Below are 17,137 nucleotides of genomic sequence, written 5' to 3'. Positions count from 1 at the left end.
GTGAAGCGGCATGAACTGGTATGCCATCTTCGCCATCTATTTCCTCGTGTGGGTCATCAGCGCCTTCGTCATGCTGCCTTTCGGCATCCGGACGCCCGATGAAACCGGCGAGGTGTTGTTGAAGGGGCAAGCGGACAGCGCGCCCACCAACTTCCGGCCGGGCATGGTTGCTGTCCGCGCGACCATATTGTCTGCCGTCCTCTTCGGCGCTTATTACGCGAATTATGTCGAAGGCTGGATCACGATCAATATGATATCCGGCTATCACGGAGGTTCATGACGCCATCGCGGATGCGCATCGTCGAAGCGGAGTCATCGCATATCGAGCGATGGGTGCTTCTGCGCGCATCGCTCTGGCCCGAAGATGGGCTGGTCGAGCATCGGGACGAGGCGCTCGCTATGTTGCGTCAGCGCGACGGGTCAGTGGCCGTCTTCATCGCTCTGGACGATGCCGACACGGCGCTGGGCTTCGCTGAAGCGTCGATCCGCAGAGATTATGTGAACGGGTGCGAGACCAGTCCGGTTCTGTTTCTCGAAGGGCTTTATGTCGATCCCGCCGCTCGGCGCCAGGGTTGCGCAAGGGCTTTGACGCAGGCGGCCGATGCCTGGGGTAGAGCGGGCGGGTGCCGCGAAATGGCGTCGGACGCCGACATCGACAATCACGACAGCCATGCTTTCCACGAAGCGCTGGGCCTTAGAGAAACGGAGCGGGTGGTCTATTTCCGCAAGCCGCTCGACTGACTGCCAGTTCTATTGGCGCAGCCGTTCGATGGCCTGCGCCAGCGCGACATAGAGTTTGCCCATGTCCGACGAGAGAATCGCGACGCCCAGCGCATTGCCGTCCCGCGCCGACAAGATGATGCGCAGCATCGCTTCGAAATCGTGGATGTAGCGGTTCACATGATCGCGGAACTCGGCGTCGCTGTCATAATGCAGCGCAATCTCACGCGACTCTCCTGCGTCCAGCAGCTTCACCGCGCGCCGCGTGAAGACTCCACGGTCGCCCTTGAGGTAGGCTGACCAGGCCGAGTCCGTCACATCGTTGGACAGGATTTTTGCCACGTCGATGGCGGTGCTGTTGAGCGATTCGATCAGCAGCGCGGAACGGCGCGCGAAATGATCCCGGTCGCGATCTTCCGACGCCTGTTCGGCTTCGACGATGCGCTTTTCGACAGCGGCGCTCGTATCGGCGATGGTGAGAAGCTGGCGGGTGAGCCGGTCGGAAGCCTGATGCGCGACCTTCACGGCCTCTTCCGCCACGCGCGCGACCTGCTGGATCTGCGCCGCGACCTTTTCGTCGATCACGCTGCGCAGCGCTTCGTCGCTTTCCTGCGCGAGATGTTGCGCGGCTTCGGGGATGGCGCGGCCCAGCGCCTGACGTGCGCGCTCAGCTGCCTGATCGGCGGTATCCTTGACGCGGAGCAGGGCCGTGACCAGCAGCGGCCCGGCGCCTTCGGTGATCCGGCGTGCGTCCTGATCCGCCGCGTCGAGCGCGGTGCGCAGACGCTCCACCAACTCGCGGTTCGCGTGAAGCCCGCCTTGCGTGCTTTCCAGCCATTCGGTGAGGCGGCTGCCCTGACCGCGCAACATGGATTCCGCTTCTTCGGCCCGACCCACCAGCGCTTCGGAAATCGCCTCCAGCCGTTCCATTTCGGGCGTCGCTTCGCCCAGCAGGGCGCGGCTCCGCTCCAGATGCGCTTCGAACCGGCCCAGCGCAGCAGGATAGGTTTCGTCGAGTTCGCGAACGCTCGAATCAAGCGCGACCATCAGCGTCTCGGCGCAACTGATGAGCCGTTCGGCAGTCAGGCCGCCCGCCGCCAGCGCATCGTCGATGCGCCGCGTTTCCTCGGTCAGCCGCCCGAGCGCCGCCGTCAGCCTGTCGCCGCGGGCCAGCGCGCTGTCCTCCAGTGCGGCGAACCGGTCTTCGGTGGTCGCAATCGTGTCCTGCAACCCGGCATGCAGACCCGACATCAGGCTGCGCTGGCCCTCGATAAGGTCGTTGATCTGGTGCAGACGCGTTTCGACGTCGGCGATTGTGTCTCCCAGACCCGTGACGGTCCGGTCGCCGATAGCCTCCAGCCCTTCGCGCGAACGCTCCAGGAGCGCATCCATGGCATCGGCCTGAGCGGTAAGACCGGCGTCGGTCAGGGCGAGGCTTTGCTGCGCCCGTTCCAGAGCGTCGGTCAGTCGGCGGCGCAGATCCTGTTCGATCCCGTCCATATCGTGAGTCAGTGCGGAAAGGCTGTCCTCACTCGCGGCCTCGATGCCCTTGCGTGCCGCAGCGACAAGAGCCTCCAGCGCATCGGCGCGGCGCGCTACCCCCTCATCGGTGAACATGAATGCATCGCGCATGCTCTCCATCGCCTTGCCGATGCGGGCGTTGAGGCCATCCTCGACCGCTTCCAGTTCGGCAACCAGCCGCTGCCGCGCTTCGCCGCTGGTGCTGGCCATGCCCAGTTGCGCGGCCTGAACCAGATTGGTCAGGGCTTGCGCCTGCGCTTCCATATCCTGACGGCTTCGTTCCATCGTCTGCCGCGCATCCAGCGCCGTGGCGTTGATACGGCCCGATGCGATGTCGGCGAGGCCGGTAACTTCGTCGGTCGTGGCGCGGGTCGTTTCCTGAAGCTGCGTCAACTGGCTCGACAGGCTCTTGGTCGCGGCGAGCGTCCGCGCGCGCGCGTCGTCGGACAGTTCGGTCAGCGCATGGAGGCGCGCTTCGAGCGTGTCGATCCGTTCGGACAGCGCATGGCCATTGTCCATGATCTGCGCCGCCATCCGGCCACTGCGATCCTCCAGTTCCGGGATCAGGCCGATCAGCATTTCCAGCCGCTGCACCAGAGCGCTGCCCGCCCGCTCCGCCGCTTCCGTCCGTTCCGCCGTGGCACTGGCACGCGCGGCGATCAGTTCGGCGGATGCCTCCATATTGCTGCTGGCCGCCGCGCCATAGCTGTCGAGCAGCTCCGCCTGATCCTGCATTGTCTGCCGGGCAGCGTCGAGCTGCGCGCGCGCCCGGCGCAGGCGAATGTCGAGCAGGTCGGCTTCGGTCCGCAGCGCGCGAGCGGTGTCGAGATAGCGCCGCGCCTCCGTCCGGCTGTTGCGCACGATCAGCAGATAGCCGACGGCCAGCAGAATGAGCGGTATGGCGAGCGTTACGACGGCGTTCGCCCATGCGGCCGGGCCAGCGGCGAATGTTCCCGAAGACGCCAGCGCCCATCCGGCAAAGCCCAGCCAGCCAGCCGCCAGCAGGCCGAGGATGATTCGCGCCCGGCGCGCGAGGGGGTCGACGCTGATCTGCGGATCGGGCGCGTCGATGTCGGGCGCCATCTCCTCAAGCAGCAGGACATCGTCGCCCTGCTGGCTCTTCCCGGTCATGTCCTGGTCTTCGCGCCAGAACTCCACAATGGTGCTGCCCCCTGTCATCCGGACATCCTAGCATCTTTTGTCGCCCCTGAAATGCCCCTGTTACCAAAACTTAACGCACGGCAGATAGCGTCCGTCGCCATGTCTTATGAACCGGGCGCTCTTCATGCCGCACTGGCGGCCGCAGTCGGCGACGACAGCGCTTTGATCGCGGAACTGCGTGCTGCCTTCGTGCAGAGCGCGTTGCGGCAGGTGGATCTGCTTGCCCGCGCACGGTGCGACGCCAACTGGGAACTGGCCGCCTGGCGGCTCAAGGGGCTGGCCGGGAGCTTTGGCCTGACAGCGCTCATGGTGTTGGCGGAGGAGGCCGCGCAGGCCGCGCCGGGCGATCCGGCTATCGTCCGCCGGCTGCGCGCTGTGATCGCGGGGCTGGATCAGGACTGACACGCGGCAACGCGCCGCTTGCCTTGCGCCGTCGCGCTTGCGAAAAGACCCGACTTTCAGCAATCGGATCGACACGCAGCCGCCATGAGTCTCGCCGCCATTCTGAGCGCCAGCCGCACAGTCGCCGAATCGCCCGGCGCGATGCGCGCCAGCCTGCATTTCGCGGGGCAGACCCTGATCGAATATCAGGCGCGGCAGGCCGCGCAGGCGGGGGCGGACCGCGTCCTCATTCTGGTGGGAACGATTACGCCGCAGCTTTCGCAGGCGGTCGACCGGCTGAGCGCGGAAGGCATCGCGGTCGCTCTGGTCCGGGACATGGTGTCGATGGTGCGCGATGCGCCGCGTGACAGCGACGTGCTGCTGGTCGCGGACGGCGCGGTGATCGCGCAGGCGCATTTCAACGCCCTGGGAAGTGTGGAGGGCGACGCGCTTCTCGTCGCGGACGACAGCCGCGCCAGCGCGCCGTTCGAACGGATCGACGCCGGGCAGCGCTGGGCCGGGCTGGCGCGGATCACGCCTGCGCTGCTGTTCGGCACGCTCGACATGATCGGCGACTGGGACATGGCGCTGACGCTGGTGAGGGCGGCGGTGCAGAGGGGCGCGCGCCGCGTCACCGTGCCGCAGGACGACCTGCTCGAAGGAAGGGTCACCATCGTCGAATCGCAGCAGCAGGCGGACCTTGTGGCGCAGGCGGTGACGGCCGCAGGAGCAGGCGGCGCTCGCAGGCGCGGCGGGGCGGAACATTATCTGCTCGCGCCTCTCGCCCGCATAATCGGCCCGTCGCTCATGCGCATGCAGGTGCCCGCGCTTCAGGTGCGGATCGGCGCCATCGCGCTGGCAGCGATCGCACTCGTCCCCGTGGAACTCGGGTGGCCGACCACCGGCTTCCTGATCCTCCTCTTCGCTCTTCTGCTCGCGGAATGCAGCGACCGGCTCGACGAACTGGCGCTGCGTGGGGCGCCGGCGGGATGGATCGCTTTCTGCACGCCGGGGCTTGCTTTACTTGGCGTCGTTTTAGCGGGAGGCACGCCGCTGGCAATGGATCTGGCGCTGATGCTGGGGATCGTCGGTGTCGCCGACCGCTGGCGGCGGACCGGGCGGGCGAGGCCGTGGATGATCTTTACCCCGGCGACCGCTCTCCTGCTACTGACCGTGGCAGGGGCGGGCGGCGTGCTGGCGCTGGGCATCCGGGCGGCGATGCTGCTGGCCATTGCATCCGTGGCGGCGCTGCTGCTTCGCCGCAATGAATGATTTTCCCGTCAGGGTTTAGGGCATTTTAAGGACGTGCCGCTATTCTCTCAGCCATGAACGCCTTTTCGTCCCTCAACGGCATGGGCATGGCGGGCGGCTGGCCAGTGGCGCAGGTCATGGCCGGTGCGTCCGCCGTGCCCCTTGGCCATGCCGTCGATCTCGCGTTTTTTTTCGAACGGCAGGACGATTCGCGGCAGGACGCGCTGATCGTGGAGGCGCGGCGCCATCTTGCCGGATGCGTCCATGCAATCGAAATGGCGCTGCGGCTGTCGCTCAGTCATGCACCGTCGGTCGCCGCCGCGCTTGATCGTCTGGAGCCGTCGCTCTGCTGGGCGATGATCCGCTTGCAGCCGGAACTGCTTTCGCCTTCCTTGCTCGCCCACATGCGCCTGCGCGCCGCCATCACCCTGATGCTGCGGCAGCAGGGGCGGGGAGCGGGCGATGCTGGCCTTCACTCCGTGGCGGACCATGCCGCCGCTGATGCGGACACGCCGTCGCTTGAAGCGGCTGCCGGACTGGCGCTGGCCGAGGGGCGCTGGCTGATGCCGGGAGGGGAGGATCGACCGATGCGGCCCGACCTTCCCGTCGAACATTATGCCGAACTGGTGTGGACCGTCGCTGCCTGCCTCGCTCTCGCGGTCCGGCGCGGCGGTGCGGAAGATGGCGGCGTAGCCTACGCCGCGCTCGAACGATCCGGCTGGGCGCTGCTTGCCGATCATGACGAAAGCGCAAGCCCGATCGCGCTGGCCGACGACCTCGTCCGGCAACTGGGCGAGGGGGCTGGCGCACCCGATCTGCTCGGGCGCGCGCTGGAGGAGCAGCGCTTCTTGCTGTTTGCGGCGCTGGCCGCCCGCCGCCTGCATATGGACAGCGGGCAAGTGGCGGAAATCCTGCTGCTGGGACCGGTCGGGGACGTGGCGCTGCTTTGTCATGCGCTGGGCGGATCGGATGCCGAGCATCGCCGCCTCCTGCTGTGGCTGCGCCCCGTGCGGCCTTCGCTGTCCGACACATTGATGCTCGAACAGGTGGAGCGGCATGCCGCCGTAACCGGACCGCAGGCGGACGAAGCGCTCGCGCTCTGGCGCACGCCGGTCGCGTTTCGGGCGAAGCTGACGCATCTGCGCGGCGTGACACCCGCATGACCGCCACCGTGATTCGCGCGCAGGTCGCGGGCGATGGCCGCCTTTTGAGCGCAGATGCGCCTCTGCTCGCCCTGCAGCGGGAGGCGGGGGCGGAGGTGGGCGACCCGCTTGCCGTGCCACAGCTGGCTGCCATTGCGCGCCTGTCCCACCGCCTCGGCGTCATGGTGTCACGGTCGCTGACGGCGGCGGCGGATCACGCCGACATTAGCATGTGGGTGCGGGCAAAGCCCGAGGATGGCGGAGTTCATCTGGCGATCATCGACTGGCGCGAACGCCTCCTGAGCGATGATGGCGTCGGGATGGATCGCAGCACGGACATCGCCGCGCTGTCCGAAGGCTGGATCTGGCAGGTCGATACGCAATTGCGGTTCGAGATGGCATTGGCCGGAGCCGGAGACGACAGCGCTCTGCCGCAAGACCCGCCCGCCATAGGTGCACGCTTTTCCAGCTATTTCCAGCTTCAGCCCGATGAAGATGGCGATATGGCGATGCTGCGCGGCTTCGCCCTGCGGCAGGCTTTTCGCGGCCAGCACGCGATCCTGTCCGCCGATCCGGCCCGCCGCTACAGCCTGTCTGCCGCGCCGCTTTTCGACGTTGGCGGCGGATTGACCGGCTATCGCGGCATCGCGACGCCTTTGCGATCCGATCCGCCTGCGCAGCGGGACGCGCCGCTGACCCTCTATCCCGCCGAATTCGGACGGCGGCTGGACCGTTCGCTGCGCCAGCCGCTCGGGCGCATCATCGCCAATGCCGATACGATCAGCGCCCAACTGGAAGGACCGCTGCGCGACGATTATGCCGGTTATGCCAGTGACATTGCGTCGGCGGGCCGGCATTTGCTGGCGCTGGTGGATGATCTGGCGGACCTGCAGGCGGTGGATCGCCCGGATTTCAGCATCGTGTCGGAAGAGTTGGACCTTGCGGACATCGCGCGGCGGGCTGCCGGGCTGCTGGCGGTCAAGGCGCTGGACAAGTCCATTACGATTCTTCCGCCCCAGCCCGAGGAGACACTGGCCGCCACCGGCGAGTTCCGCCGCGTGCTCCAGATCCTCGTCAACCTCGTGGGCAATGCCGTCCGCTACGCGCCGGAGGGCACAGAGGTCCGGATTTGGACCGAGTGGGAAGACGGCATGGCGCGTCTGACTGTCGCCGATCAGGGCAGTGGCGTCGATCCCGCCGACCGGGAGCGCATATTCGACAAGTTCGAGCGGCTGGGCCGCGACGATCATGGCGGCAGCGGCCTTGGTCTCTATATCTCGCGCAGGCTGGCCCGTGCGATGGGGGGCGACATCGTCGTGGGCGGCGCGCCGGGACAGGGCGCGCGCTTCATCCTGACGCTGCCCGTCGCAGCGTCATAAAAAAAAGGCCGCCCGCAGGCAGCCCTTTCTTTCCGATCCAGATGCGATCAGCGGATCGGCGAATCCGGCGACAGGCGCATGTCGAGATAATTGTCGACCGACTTCATGAGCTGATCCAGTTCATGCTCGAAGAAATGGTTCGCGCCCTTGATCTCGTCATGGTGGATGGTGATGCCCTTCTGCGTGCGCAGCTTGTCGACCAGCTTCTGCACCGCGCTCGCCGTCACGACCTCATCCGCCGTTCCCTGAACGATGATGCCGCTCGACGGGCAAGGCGCGAGGAAGGAGAAGTCATACATGTTCGCGGGCGGCGCGACCGAGATGAAACTGCGGATTTCCGGGCGGCGCATCAAAAGCTGCATCCCGATCCACGCGCCGAAGGAAAAGCCCGCGATCCATGTGGTCTGCGCTTCGGGATGGAAGCTCTGCACCCAGTCGAGCGCGGCGGCAGCGTCCGAAAGCTCGCCGATGCCGTTGTCGAATGTCCCCTGGCTGCGGCCCACGCCCCGGAAGTTGAAGCGCAGCGTAGCAAAGCCCCGCTTCACGAAGGTCTTGTAGAGCGCCTGCGTGATGCGGTCGTTCATCGTGCCGCCGCCCTGCGGATGCGGATGCAGGATCATGGCGACCGGCGCGCGCGGACGGGGGGGAGGGCTGAAGCGGCCTTCGAGGCGGCCTTCGGGTCCGGGGAAAATGACGTCGGGCATGGCACCTGTTATGGTTCTGGGCTGCCCGTTCCATCCAGACAGGAGGGCGCCGGGCGGCGATAGGCGATGGATGCGCGCGCGGGCATGGATATGCTGGCGCTGCGCGGCAGAGAGCCTATATAGACAGCGCCTTCTTTTCCGCAATCAATGAGTAACGCCCGCTTGGCCGCCGATCGTCTTTATCTGGATCACGCCGCCACCACGCCGGTGCTTCCGGAGGCGCAGGAGGCGATGATTGCCGCGATGCGCCGGTGGGCCAACCCGTCCAGCCCCCATGCCGACGGGCGCGCTGCGCGGGCGGCGCTGGAGGATGCGCGCGCGCGCATCGGGGCGGCGCTCGGCTGGGACGGGCATATCCTTTTTACCTCAGGCGCGAGCGAGGCCATCGCCATCGCCCTGACCCGCGCCAAGGCCGGACGGGTCGTCACTTCACCTGTCGAGCATGACGCTGTCCTGCGCGTGACGAAGGATGCGGAGCGCTTGCCGGTCGATGGCAACGGGCTGATCCTTCCGTCGCAGGGGCATGGCGACGCTCTCCTCGCCGTTCAACATGTGAACAATGAGACCGGCGTCATCCAGCCGCTCGATCAGATCGACCGGAACGGTGCGATCCTGTTTGCCGACTGCGCGCAGAGCGCAGGAAAGTTGCCGCTGCCGGAAGCGGACATGATCGCGATCAGCGCCCACAAGTTCGGCGGTCCTCCGGGGATCGGCGCGCTGCTGATCCGTGACCTCGCCCTGATCGAACCGAGCGGCGGGCAGGAGCAGGGCTATCGCGCGGGGACGGAAAACCTGCCTGCCATCCTCGGCATGGCGGCGGCGCTGGAGGCGCGAACCGACTGGCTCCAGGGAGCTGCCGCGATGCGCGCGCGGCTGGATGCTGCGGTGGAGGCGGCAGGGGGCGAGGTCGTGGCCCGCGCCGCGCCCCGCATCCCCTCCATCGCCAGCTATCGCATGCCGGGCCTGTCCGCGCGGGCGCAGCTTATCCAGTTCGATCTTGCAGGTATATCCGTGTCCGCCGGGAGCGCCTGCTCGTCGGGATCGCTCAAGACCAGCCATGTCCTGCGCGCGATGGGTTGGGATGAAAGCGCCGCTTCAGAAGTCGTGCGCGTCAGCTTCGGTCCGCAGACGCGCGACAGCGATGTGGACAGCTTCATCGCGGTCTGGACGCGCATGGCGGAGCGGGCAAGGCATTGATCTATCTCGACTATCAGGCGACGACCCCGCTTGCGCCCGAAGCGTTCGACGCGATGGTGCCGTGGCTGCGCGATCATTATGGCAATCCGCACAGCGCCCACCGTCTCGGCCGTGCTGCTGCCGCACAGGTTGAGGTGGCGCGGGAAGAGATTGGCGCGCTGCTGCCTTCGGGCGGGCGGCTGGTCTTCACGTCCGGCGCGACCGAAGCGCTCAGCATCGCCATTCAGGGCGCGCCGCCGGGACGGATCGTGACGATTGCGACCGAACATGCGGCAGTGCTCGATACGGTGGAGGCGATGCGGCGGCAGGGGCGGGATGTGACGATCCTGCCGGTCGATGGCGACGGCCTTGTCGATCTGGGCACGGCTGCCGACCATATCGTTGCAGGTGTCTCGATCGTTGTCGCGATGCTGGTCAATAACGAGATCGGCGTGATCCAGCCGGTCGATGACTTGGCGCATATGGCGCATCGCGCGGGCGCACTTTTCCTGTGCGACGCGGTGCAGGGCTATGGCCGCGTGCCTCTTTCCGACGCCTGCGACATGATCGCGATCAGCGCGCACAAGATCCACGGTCCCAAGGGCATTGGCGCGCTCTGGCTGCGCGACGGCGTATCGCCTGCGCCGCTGATCCATGGCGGCGGGCAGGAAGGGGGGCTGCGGTCCGGCACGCTTTCGCCTGCGCTCTGTGCCGGCTTCGGCGTGGCCGCGCGGCTGATGCGCGAGCGGGCGGAGCAGGACCGCGCCCATGTCGAGGAACTGGCCGCGCTCGCCCGCGCGCTCTTTGCCGACTGGACGCTCAACGGCAGTGCGACGCAGCGCTACCCCGGCAATCTCAACGTCCGGAGGGACGGACTGGATGGGGCGCGATTGTTGTCCTATTGCCGCAATGTTGCTTTTTCACTCGGCAGCGCTTGCGCAAGCGGGTCCGGACGGCCTAGCCATGTCCTGCGCGCGCTGGGGCTGACCGATGCGCAGGCGCGCGGCGCGGTCCGGATCGGCTTTGGCCGGTATACGAGCCGGGACGATGTGGAGAGGGCAGCAGAAGCATTGAATGAAGCGGCGGCCGCGCAGGCGGTGCCGTAGCGAGGGGAGCGCCGCACGTCCATGACCAGGATCACCTTCATCAGCGCGGATGGGGAGCGCAGGCAGGAGGTCGATGCACCGGCAGGATCTGTCCTGCTGGACGTGGCGCAGGCTGCGGGTCAGCCGCTGGAGGGCACGTGCGAGGGGCAGATGGCCTGTTCCACCTGCCATGTCATCGTCGACGCGCAGGATTTCGGTCAGCTTCCCCGCGCCAGCGAGGATGAGGAGGATATGCTCGACCTCGCCGCCGCCGCGACACGCACGAGCCGCCTGTCCTGCCAGATCGTGATCGACGGCGGCATGGACCGGCTGACCGTGCGCATCCCGGGCGAATTCAACAATATGCAGGGCATGTGAGCGTGAGGATCGGTTCCGTCCTCTGCGCGCTGATGCTTTTCGCCGTGCCCGCCCATGCTGCAGAAAAGAAAGGGCCGGTGCCGACGGGCAGGCTCGATTCGCTGAAGCTGGACGTGCCGCGCTATGTCGTCCCCGCGTCCGCCATATCGGACGTGCGCAATCCCAAGGAGATCGAGGCGGAAACCGGCGGCCGACTGGGCGTCGCGCTGGTGGACAGCAAGGGCGCACTCCTGCTGGGCTTCAACCGGGACGAACGTTATCCGATGTGTTCGACCTTCAAGGCGCCGCTCGCCGCTGCCGTGCTGGTCGGCGCGGAAGGCGGCAAGTTCGGTCTGGAAGGCACCATCCCCTTCGGCAAGGAGGATGTGCTCGACTATGCGCCAGCAGTGAAGAAGAACCTGAAGCGCGGCCGCATGAGCATGGCGGAACTGGCGCAGGCGGCGGTGGAACTGAGCGACAACAGCGCTGCCAACCTGCTGCTGCCGATGCTGGGCGGGCCGGAAGGGCTGACCGCTTTCATGCGCGCGCATGGCGACACGGTGTCGCGGCTCGACCGGACCGAGCCGGAACTAAACGAGAATGCAGAGGGTGACCCGCGCGATAGCACTTCGCCTGCCGCCATGGCGGGCCTGATGGCGCGCCTGATCTTTAACGATATGAAGCCGGAAAGTGCGACCAAGCTGCGCGGCTGGCTGAATGGCAGCAGCACGGGGGACAGGCGGATCAAGGCTGGCCTGCCCGAAGGCTGGACATCGGGCAGCAAGACGGGATCGTGCGGCACTGCCTATAATGACGTGGCGCTGGTGCGCTCGCCGGGCGGGGACGAATATATACTCGCCATCTATCTCGACCGCCCGACTGTGGACGCGAAAAAGGCCGAAGCCGCCATCGCCGAAACCGCCCGCGCCGCGCTGGGTTTTGCGGCCCGTTTGCAGAAGAGCAGTGAATAGGTCCGCCGCCTAAAGCCTTGCCATCGCCCCCGCCTTTCGCCATATGCCGCGCCGGGAGTCGGGCGGACGTGATCGTCGCGAACCGGGTCAGGTCCTGACGGAAGCAGCCACAGTGATTTCGTCACGGGTCGTTCCGGCTCCCACTTTCCCCGCCTCATCGCGCTTCGACAAGAGCGGGCCGACCGGCTAATACTCTTCCCCATGTCCGATTCCCCGCAGCCCTATCGCGTTCTCGCGCGCAAATATCGTCCGCGCAATTTCCGCGAGCTGATCGGGCAGGACGCGATGGTGCAGACGCTGGGCAATGCGATCCAGCGCGGGCGGCTGGCCCATGCTTTCCTGATGACGGGCGTGCGCGGCGTCGGCAAGACATCGACCGCGCGCCTCATCGCCAAGGCGCTCAACTGCATCGGGCCGGACGGGCAGGGCGGTCCGACCATCGACCCGTGCGGGGTTTGCGAACCCTGTATTTCGATCTCAGAAGGTCGGAATATGGACGTAATCGAAATGGACGCTGCCAGCCACACGGGTGTGGATGATGTGCGATCCGTCATTGACGCTTCTCGTCATTCCGCCTTTGGCGAACGATTTAAAATTTACATTATCGACGAAGTGCACATGCTGTCGAAAAACGCGTTCAACGCGCTGTTGAAGACGCTGGAGGAGCCACCTGAACACGTTAAGTTTCTCCTCGCCACTACCGAGGTGAACAAGGTGCCGGTCACGGTGCTTTCGCGCTGCCAGCGTTTCGACCTGCGCCGCATTCCCGCGGACCTGCTCGCCAGCCATTTCGCGCATGTGGTCGAGGCAGAGCAGGTCGCGGCGGAGCCGGATGCGCTGGCTCTGATTGCGCAGGCGGCGGAGGGATCGGCGCGCGATGGCCTTTCGATCCTCGATCAGGCGATCGCGCATGCGGAAATGGGTTCGGACGCCGCCGCTCCGCTCGTCACAGCAGCGCAGGTGCGCGACATGCTCGGCCTGTCCGACCGCGGTTCGGTGCGGCGGCTGCTGGGGCTGCTGCTGGAGGGAGACACCGGCGCGCTGATCGCCGCCGTGCGCGATCACTATGCGCTGGGGGTCGAGCCGCTGTCGCTGATGCGCGGCCTGATGGAACTGGTCCACGCCATCACGCTGGTAAAGGCGGGACGCGACATCGCCAGTCCCGGCCAGTCTACTGAGGAGCGCGAGGCGCTTGCCGACTGGGCCGCGCAGCTTGGCTTCGCGCCGCTGCATCGCCTGTGGCAGTTGCTGGTGAAGGGCCATGAAGAGGTGGCGAGCGCCGTGCTCCCCATCGAAAGCTGCGAGATGGCGTTGCTGCGCGTCATGCACGCCGCCACCATGCCCGATCCGGGCGAACTGGCGCGGATGGTGCGCGAGGGCGGCGGCACGGCGGTTCCGGCTGCGTCGGGGGAAGCGGCGCAAAGCCCGCCGTCTGCCCCTGCCGCGCGCCTGCCGCAGAGCATGGCGGAAGTGATCGCTCTGGTCGAAGCCCGCAAGCCGTCGCTCGCCAATCATCTGCATGACTGTGCGGCGCTGGTAAGCCTTGCGCCGCCCGATCTGGTGCTGCGGCTGACGCATCCATGGACACAGAGCGACTTCAAGCGCGAGCTGGAAACCCATTTGAACGCCGCGACGCCCGGCACCCGCTGGAGCGTGCGGCTGGAGGAAAGCGGCGGCGATATGACCCTGCTGGAACAGGACGAGGCCGCCAGAGCGGCGTCCCGCGCGCAGATATTGGAAACACCGGTGGTCAAGGCGGCGATGGCGGCCTTCCCCGAAGCAGAGCTTGTCGATGGCGAGCCTGAAAGATGGAGTGCAGAAGCATGAAAGACCTGAATGAAATCCTGGGCATGGCCAGCCGCGTGCAGGAGGAACTGCAACGCGCGCAGGACAATCTCGACAAGCTGGAGGTCGAAGGCGCGGCGGGCGGCGGTCTGGTGAAGGTGAAGGCTTCGGCCAAGGGACGCATCATCGGCGTCGACATCGACGAAAGCCTGCTCGCGCCGTCCGAAAAGCAGATGCTGGAAGATCTGGTCGCCGCCGCCTTCAACGATGCGCGCAAGAAGGCGGACGAGGTCAGCAATGCCGAAATGGGCAAGATGACCGCAGGCCTGCCGCTGCCCCCCGGTTTCAAGCTTCCCTTCTGATAAGGCTGGGTTCAGCCGGTCATCCTTATGACATATGCTGATTGATTGCTGCGACGGGCATCCCCATAAAGACGATGAACCGTATGACGGGCGGCACGGGCCGCCCCGGAGAATGAATGACTACGCAATATCCGCTTCTGCCGCTGCGCGACATCGTCGTCTTCCCGCAGATGATCGTTCCCCTGTTCGTCGGCCGCGACAAGAGCGTCGCCGCGCTGGAAGCCGCGATGGAAGGCTCCAAGGACATCTTCCTCGTCGCCCAGCTCGATCCGGCCGAGGACGATCCGGGCCGGGACGCGCTCTATGACACCGGCGTCGTGGCGGTGGTGCTGCAACTGCTGAAACTGCCGGACGGCACCGTCCGCGTGCTGGTCGAGGGTAAGGAGCGCGCGCAGCTTGATCGCATGGAAGCGATGGAAACGCATCTTGTCGCCCATGTCGCGCCGGTCGAGGAGGCCGCTGCCGAAGGGCCGGAGGCCGCCGCGCTGATGCGATCGGTCGCGGAGCAGTTCGAAAATTACGCCAAGCTCAACAAGAAGCTGCCCGCCGAAACTCCCGTGCAACTGCGCGAGATCGAGGATGCGGGGCGGCTGGCCGATGCCGTGGCCGCGAACATCAATGTCAAGGTTTCCGACAAGCAGTCGCTGCTGGTCGAGGCCGATCCGGTCAAGCGGCTGGAAATGGTCTTCGCCTTCATGGAGGGCGAGCTGGGCGTTCTGCAGGTCGAGAAGAAGATTCGCGGTCGCGTAAAGCGGCAGATGGAGAAGACCCAACGCGAATATTATCTGAACGAACAGCTTAAGGCGATCCAGCGCGAGCTGGGCAACGGCGAGGGCGAGGACGGCGATGAGCTGGCCGAACTCACCGAAAAGATCGCGAAGGCGAAGCTCAGCAAGGAAGCACGGGCCAAGGCGACGGCGGAGCTGAAGAAGCTCAAGGGCATGCAGCCCATGTCGGCCGAAGCCACCGTGGTGCGCAACTATCTCGACGTGCTGCTCGGCCTGCCCTGGGGCAAGAAGGGGAAGGTCAAGACCGACCTCAAAAAAGCGCAGGCGATCCTGGACGAAGATCATTTCGCGCTGGAGAAGGTCAAGGACCGGATCATCGAATATCTCGCGGTTCAGGCGCGCACCAACAAGCTGAAAGGCCCGATCCTTTGCCTCGTCGGTCCTCCGGGCGTCGGCAAGACGTCGCTCGGCCGGTCGATCGCCAAGGCTACGGGACGTGAGTTCGTGCGCCAGTCGCTCGGCGGCGTGCGTGACGAAGCGGAAATTCGCGGGCACCGCCGCACCTATATCGGCTCCCTGCCCGGCAAGATCGTGTCGAACCTCAAGAAGGCGGGGACCATGAACCCGCTCTTCCTGCTCGATGAGATCGACAAGCTGGGGCAGGATTTCCGCGGCGATCCGGCGTCGGCTCTGCTGGAGGTGCTGGACCCCGAACAGAACAGCAAGTTCCAGGACCATTATCTCGAGATCGACGTCGATCTTTCAGACATCATGTTCGTGACGACCGCCAACTCGCTGAACCTGCCGCAGCCTCTGCTCGACCGGATGGAGATCATCCGGCTGGAGGGCTATACCGAGGACGAGAAGGTCGAGATCGCGCAGCGCCATCTGGTGCCCAAGCAGATCGACGCCCACGGCCTGAAGGACGGCGAGTTCGAGGTGACGGAAGAGGCCGTGCGTGACCTCATCCGCTACTACACCCGCGAAGCCGGCGTCCGCACACTGGAACGCGAAGTGGCGCGCCTCGCCCGCAAGGCGCTTCGCAAAATCCTTGAGGGCACCTATGACAAGGTCGTGATAACGCCCGAAAATCTTGCCGATTTCGCCGGAGTTCGGAAATTCCGGCATGGCGTGGGCGAGGACGAGAATCAGATCGGCGCCGTGACGGGTCTCGCGTGGACCGAAGTGGGTGGCGAACTGCTGACCATCGAAGCTGTTACCGTGCCGGGCAAGGGTCAGATCAGGACCACCGGCAAGCTCGGCGAAGTGATGACCGAATCGGTGCAGGCCGCCTTCTCCTATGTGCGGGCGCGTTCGCCGGGCTATGGCATCAAGCCCAGCCTGTTCAATCGCAAGGACATTCACATTCACCTGCCCGAAGGCGCGGTGCCGAAGGATGGACCATCGGCGGGCATCGGCATGGTGACGACCATCGTTTCGACGCTGACCGGCATTCCGGTTCACAAGGATGTCGCGATGACCGGCGAGGTGACGCTGCGCGGCCGGGTTCTGCCCATCGGCGGCCTCAAGGAAAAGCTGCTCGCCGCCTTGCGCGGTGGCATCAAGACCGTCCTCATCCCGCAGGAAAATGAAAAGGATCTGGCGGAAATCCCGGCCAATATCCGTGACGGGCTGGAGATTATTCCGGTCAGCCATGTGGACGAGGTGCTGACCCGCGCGCTGGTTTCAAAGCCGGAAGCGATCACCTGGACCGAAGAGGACGATCTCGCCGCGCAGCCGCCGTCCCCCGCTGGGCGTGACGGCGATCCTGCACTTCGTCACTGAAACGTCACAATCCGCGAAAGTCCTTCGCCCTCGCTCTGCCCCGGCCACGATGGCCAATTTTGGGGGAGGGCGGGGGTCTTCGTCGCTTTCCCTTTGACAGCCGTTTGAATCCGCGCCTTATTGCGCCCCCTACGCCGCGATTCCATAAAAACCAACCAACAGCACGAAGGGGGTTCCCAAGGCATGAACAAGCAGGATCTGATCAGCGCGGTTGCCGAAAGCAGCGGCCTCAGCAAGAATGATGCGACCAAGGCGGTCGAGGGCGTCTTCGATGCGATCACCGGCGCGCTCAAGAAGGGCGATGAAGTCCGTCTTGTCGGCTTTGGCACTTTTTCCGTTTCGCAGCGCAAGGCATCTACCGGCCGCAACCCGCGCACCGGTGAAACCATGACGATCAAGGCATCGTCGCAGCCGAAGTTCAAGGCCGGCAAGGGTCTGAAGGACTCGGTCAACTGACAGGGGTGACGCCCGCCCTGCAGAGGCGCGGGCGTCCGTCGATGACCAGTTTTCCCTATCGCGGTCGGTAGTTTTTAGGAGAGTGGTGCAGCGTCGAGGGGCAAGTCGCCTCCATCGCGCACATGTATGCCGAAAGCAAAGGACGGGACGAAGGCCGGGGCGGCTTTCGTCCC

The 17,137-nt window shown here is 65.9% G+C and carries 16 protein-coding genes and 1 other RNA gene; 15 read left to right on the top strand and 2 right to left on the bottom strand.

The window, feature by feature from the left end; genetic code table 11:
- The first annotated feature begins 10 nt into the window (after nucleotides 1-10).
- Both SAMIE_RS07850 and aac(6') read left to right on the top strand, forming a co-directional pair.
- A complete protein-coding gene (locus SAMIE_RS07850; RefSeq protein ID WP_066697201.1) occupies nucleotides 11-280 on the top strand; it encodes a DUF1467 family protein in 270 nt (89 codons plus the stop codon).
- The gene (gene aac(6'), locus SAMIE_RS07845; protein WP_232037396.1) at nucleotides 277-741 is read left to right on the top strand and encodes an aminoglycoside 6'-N-acetyltransferase; all 465 of its coding nucleotides are present in this window, start codon (nucleotides 277-279) and stop codon (nucleotides 739-741) included. The genes SAMIE_RS07850 and aac(6') overlap by 4 nt, the downstream gene beginning before the upstream one ends.
- Nucleotides 742-750: 9 nt before the next feature.
- On the opposite strand, the gene SAMIE_RS07840 is transcribed toward aac(6'), so the two are convergent.
- Nucleotides 751-3,420, bottom strand: a complete 2,670-nt coding sequence (locus tag SAMIE_RS07840) for a coiled-coil domain-containing protein (protein ID WP_066697199.1) — start codon at nucleotides 3,418-3,420, stop codon at nucleotides 751-753.
- 81 nt (nucleotides 3,421-3,501) lie between these two features.
- On the opposite strand from SAMIE_RS07840, the gene SAMIE_RS07835 reads away from it, so the two are divergent.
- The 4 genes from SAMIE_RS07835 (at nucleotide 3,502) to SAMIE_RS07820 (ending at nucleotide 7,555) form a co-directional block, all read left to right on the top strand.
- Nucleotides 3,502-3,804, top strand: coding sequence for a hypothetical protein (locus SAMIE_RS07835; RefSeq protein WP_066697197.1), 303 nt, complete (start codon nucleotides 3,502-3,504; stop codon nucleotides 3,802-3,804).
- A gap of 84 nt (nucleotides 3,805-3,888) precedes the next feature.
- Nucleotides 3,889-5,055 (top strand): hypothetical protein, encoded by a 1,167-nt coding sequence (locus tag SAMIE_RS07830; protein ID WP_066697195.1) that lies wholly within the window; start codon nucleotides 3,889-3,891, stop codon nucleotides 5,053-5,055.
- 53 nt (nucleotides 5,056-5,108) lie between these two features.
- Nucleotides 5,109-6,197, top strand: a complete 1,089-nt coding sequence (locus SAMIE_RS07825; RefSeq protein WP_066697192.1) for a hypothetical protein — start codon at nucleotides 5,109-5,111, stop codon at nucleotides 6,195-6,197.
- Nucleotides 6,194-7,555 (top strand): sensor histidine kinase, encoded by a 1,362-nt coding sequence (locus SAMIE_RS07820; protein ID WP_066697189.1) that lies wholly within the window; start codon nucleotides 6,194-6,196, stop codon nucleotides 7,553-7,555. The genes SAMIE_RS07825 and SAMIE_RS07820 overlap by 4 nt, the downstream gene beginning before the upstream one ends.
- A 47-nt stretch (nucleotides 7,556-7,602) precedes the next feature.
- On the opposite strand, the gene SAMIE_RS07815 is transcribed toward SAMIE_RS07820, so the two are convergent.
- Nucleotides 7,603-8,259, bottom strand: coding sequence for an alpha/beta hydrolase (locus tag SAMIE_RS07815; protein ID WP_066697187.1), 657 nt, complete (start codon nucleotides 8,257-8,259; stop codon nucleotides 7,603-7,605).
- A gap of 162 nt (nucleotides 8,260-8,421) precedes the next feature.
- Here SAMIE_RS07815 and SAMIE_RS07810 point away from each other — a divergent pair, with 162 nt between their 5' ends.
- From SAMIE_RS07810 to SAMIE_RS07770, 9 genes are all read left to right on the top strand, one after another.
- Nucleotides 8,422-9,456 carry a cysteine desulfurase family protein gene (locus tag SAMIE_RS07810; protein ID WP_066697184.1) on the top strand — a complete coding sequence of 345 codons (1,035 nt, stop codon included), beginning with the start codon at nucleotides 8,422-8,424 and terminating at the stop codon, nucleotides 9,454-9,456.
- Nucleotides 9,423-10,541: a cysteine desulfurase family protein gene (locus tag SAMIE_RS07805; RefSeq protein ID WP_083952369.1), complete on the top strand. Its 1,119-nt coding sequence runs from the start codon at nucleotides 9,423-9,425 to the stop codon at nucleotides 10,539-10,541. Before SAMIE_RS07810 ends, SAMIE_RS07805 begins: the two co-directional genes overlap by 34 nt.
- A 21-nt stretch (nucleotides 10,542-10,562) precedes the next feature.
- Nucleotides 10,563-10,898 (top strand): 2Fe-2S iron-sulfur cluster-binding protein, encoded by a 336-nt coding sequence (locus SAMIE_RS07800; RefSeq protein WP_066697179.1) that lies wholly within the window; start codon nucleotides 10,563-10,565, stop codon nucleotides 10,896-10,898.
- A 32-nt stretch (nucleotides 10,899-10,930) separates the two neighbouring features.
- Nucleotides 10,931-11,848 carry an SGM family class A beta-lactamase gene (gene blaSGM, locus SAMIE_RS07795; protein ID WP_162849107.1) on the top strand — a complete coding sequence of 306 codons (918 nt, stop codon included), beginning with the start codon at nucleotides 10,931-10,933 and terminating at the stop codon, nucleotides 11,846-11,848.
- Between the two features lie 50 nt (nucleotides 11,849-11,898).
- Nucleotides 11,899-11,996, top strand: an RNA gene (ffs, locus tag SAMIE_RS07790) — signal recognition particle sRNA small type.
- A gap of 53 nt (nucleotides 11,997-12,049) precedes the next feature.
- Nucleotides 12,050-13,675, top strand: a complete 1,626-nt coding sequence (locus SAMIE_RS07785) for a DNA polymerase III subunit gamma/tau (protein ID WP_066697175.1) — start codon at nucleotides 12,050-12,052, stop codon at nucleotides 13,673-13,675.
- Complete coding sequence (locus SAMIE_RS07780) at nucleotides 13,672-13,995, top strand: YbaB/EbfC family nucleoid-associated protein (protein ID WP_066697173.1); 324 nt, start codon at nucleotides 13,672-13,674, stop codon at nucleotides 13,993-13,995. Before SAMIE_RS07785 ends, SAMIE_RS07780 begins: the two co-directional genes overlap by 4 nt.
- Nucleotides 13,996-14,111: 116 nt before the next feature.
- Nucleotides 14,112-16,508 carry an endopeptidase La gene (gene lon / locus SAMIE_RS07775; RefSeq protein ID WP_066697171.1) on the top strand — a complete coding sequence of 799 codons (2,397 nt, stop codon included), beginning with the start codon at nucleotides 14,112-14,114 and terminating at the stop codon, nucleotides 16,506-16,508.
- Nucleotides 16,509-16,691: 183 nt separating this feature from the next.
- Complete coding sequence (locus SAMIE_RS07770; RefSeq protein WP_066697169.1) at nucleotides 16,692-16,964, top strand: HU family DNA-binding protein; 273 nt, start codon at nucleotides 16,692-16,694, stop codon at nucleotides 16,962-16,964.
- The last annotated feature ends 173 nt before the right edge of the window (nucleotides 16,965-17,137 follow it).

It is taken from the genome of Sphingobium amiense (genome assembly GCF_003967075.1).
Taxonomy (GTDB): Bacteria; Pseudomonadota; Alphaproteobacteria; order Sphingomonadales; family Sphingomonadaceae; genus Sphingobium; species Sphingobium amiense.
This window is presented reverse-complemented; position numbering and strand designations above follow the sequence as displayed.

Bases quoted from the DNA above. Each gene is read 5' to 3' on its own strand.
- SAMIE_RS07835 (WP_066697197.1), top strand. From the start codon at position 3,502: ATGTCTTATGAACCGGGCGCTCTTCATGCCGCACTGGCGGCCGCAGTC.
- SAMIE_RS07820 (WP_066697189.1), top strand. From the start codon at position 6,194: ATGACCGCCACCGTGATTCGCGCGCAGGTCGCGGGCGATGGCCGCCTT.
- SAMIE_RS07800 (WP_066697179.1), top strand. From the start codon at position 10,563: ATGACCAGGATCACCTTCATCAGCGCGGATGGGGAGCGCAGGCAGGAG.
- SAMIE_RS07780 (WP_066697173.1), top strand. From the start codon at position 13,672: ATGAAAGACCTGAATGAAATCCTGGGCATGGCCAGCCGCGTGCAGGAG.
- SAMIE_RS07770 (WP_066697169.1), top strand. From the start codon at position 16,692: ATGAACAAGCAGGATCTGATCAGCGCGGTTGCCGAAAGCAGCGGCCTC.
- lon (WP_066697171.1), top strand. From the start codon at position 14,112: ATGACTACGCAATATCCGCTTCTGCCGCTGCGCGACATCGTCGTCTTC.
- SAMIE_RS07785 (WP_066697175.1), top strand. From the start codon at position 12,050: ATGTCCGATTCCCCGCAGCCCTATCGCGTTCTCGCGCGCAAATATCGT.
- SAMIE_RS07830 (WP_066697195.1), top strand. From the start codon at position 3,889: ATGAGTCTCGCCGCCATTCTGAGCGCCAGCCGCACAGTCGCCGAATCG.
- SAMIE_RS07850 (WP_066697201.1), top strand. From the start codon at position 11: ATGAACTGGTATGCCATCTTCGCCATCTATTTCCTCGTGTGGGTCATC.
- SAMIE_RS07815 (WP_066697187.1), bottom strand. From the start codon at position 8,259: ATGCCCGACGTCATTTTCCCCGGACCCGAAGGCCGCCTCGAAGGCCGC.
- SAMIE_RS07825 (WP_066697192.1), top strand. From the start codon at position 5,109: ATGAACGCCTTTTCGTCCCTCAACGGCATGGGCATGGCGGGCGGCTGG.
- blaSGM (WP_162849107.1), top strand. From the start codon at position 10,931: ATGCTTTTCGCCGTGCCCGCCCATGCTGCAGAAAAGAAAGGGCCGGTG.
- SAMIE_RS07840 (WP_066697199.1), bottom strand. From the start codon at position 3,420: ATGACAGGGGGCAGCACCATTGTGGAGTTCTGGCGCGAAGACCAGGAC.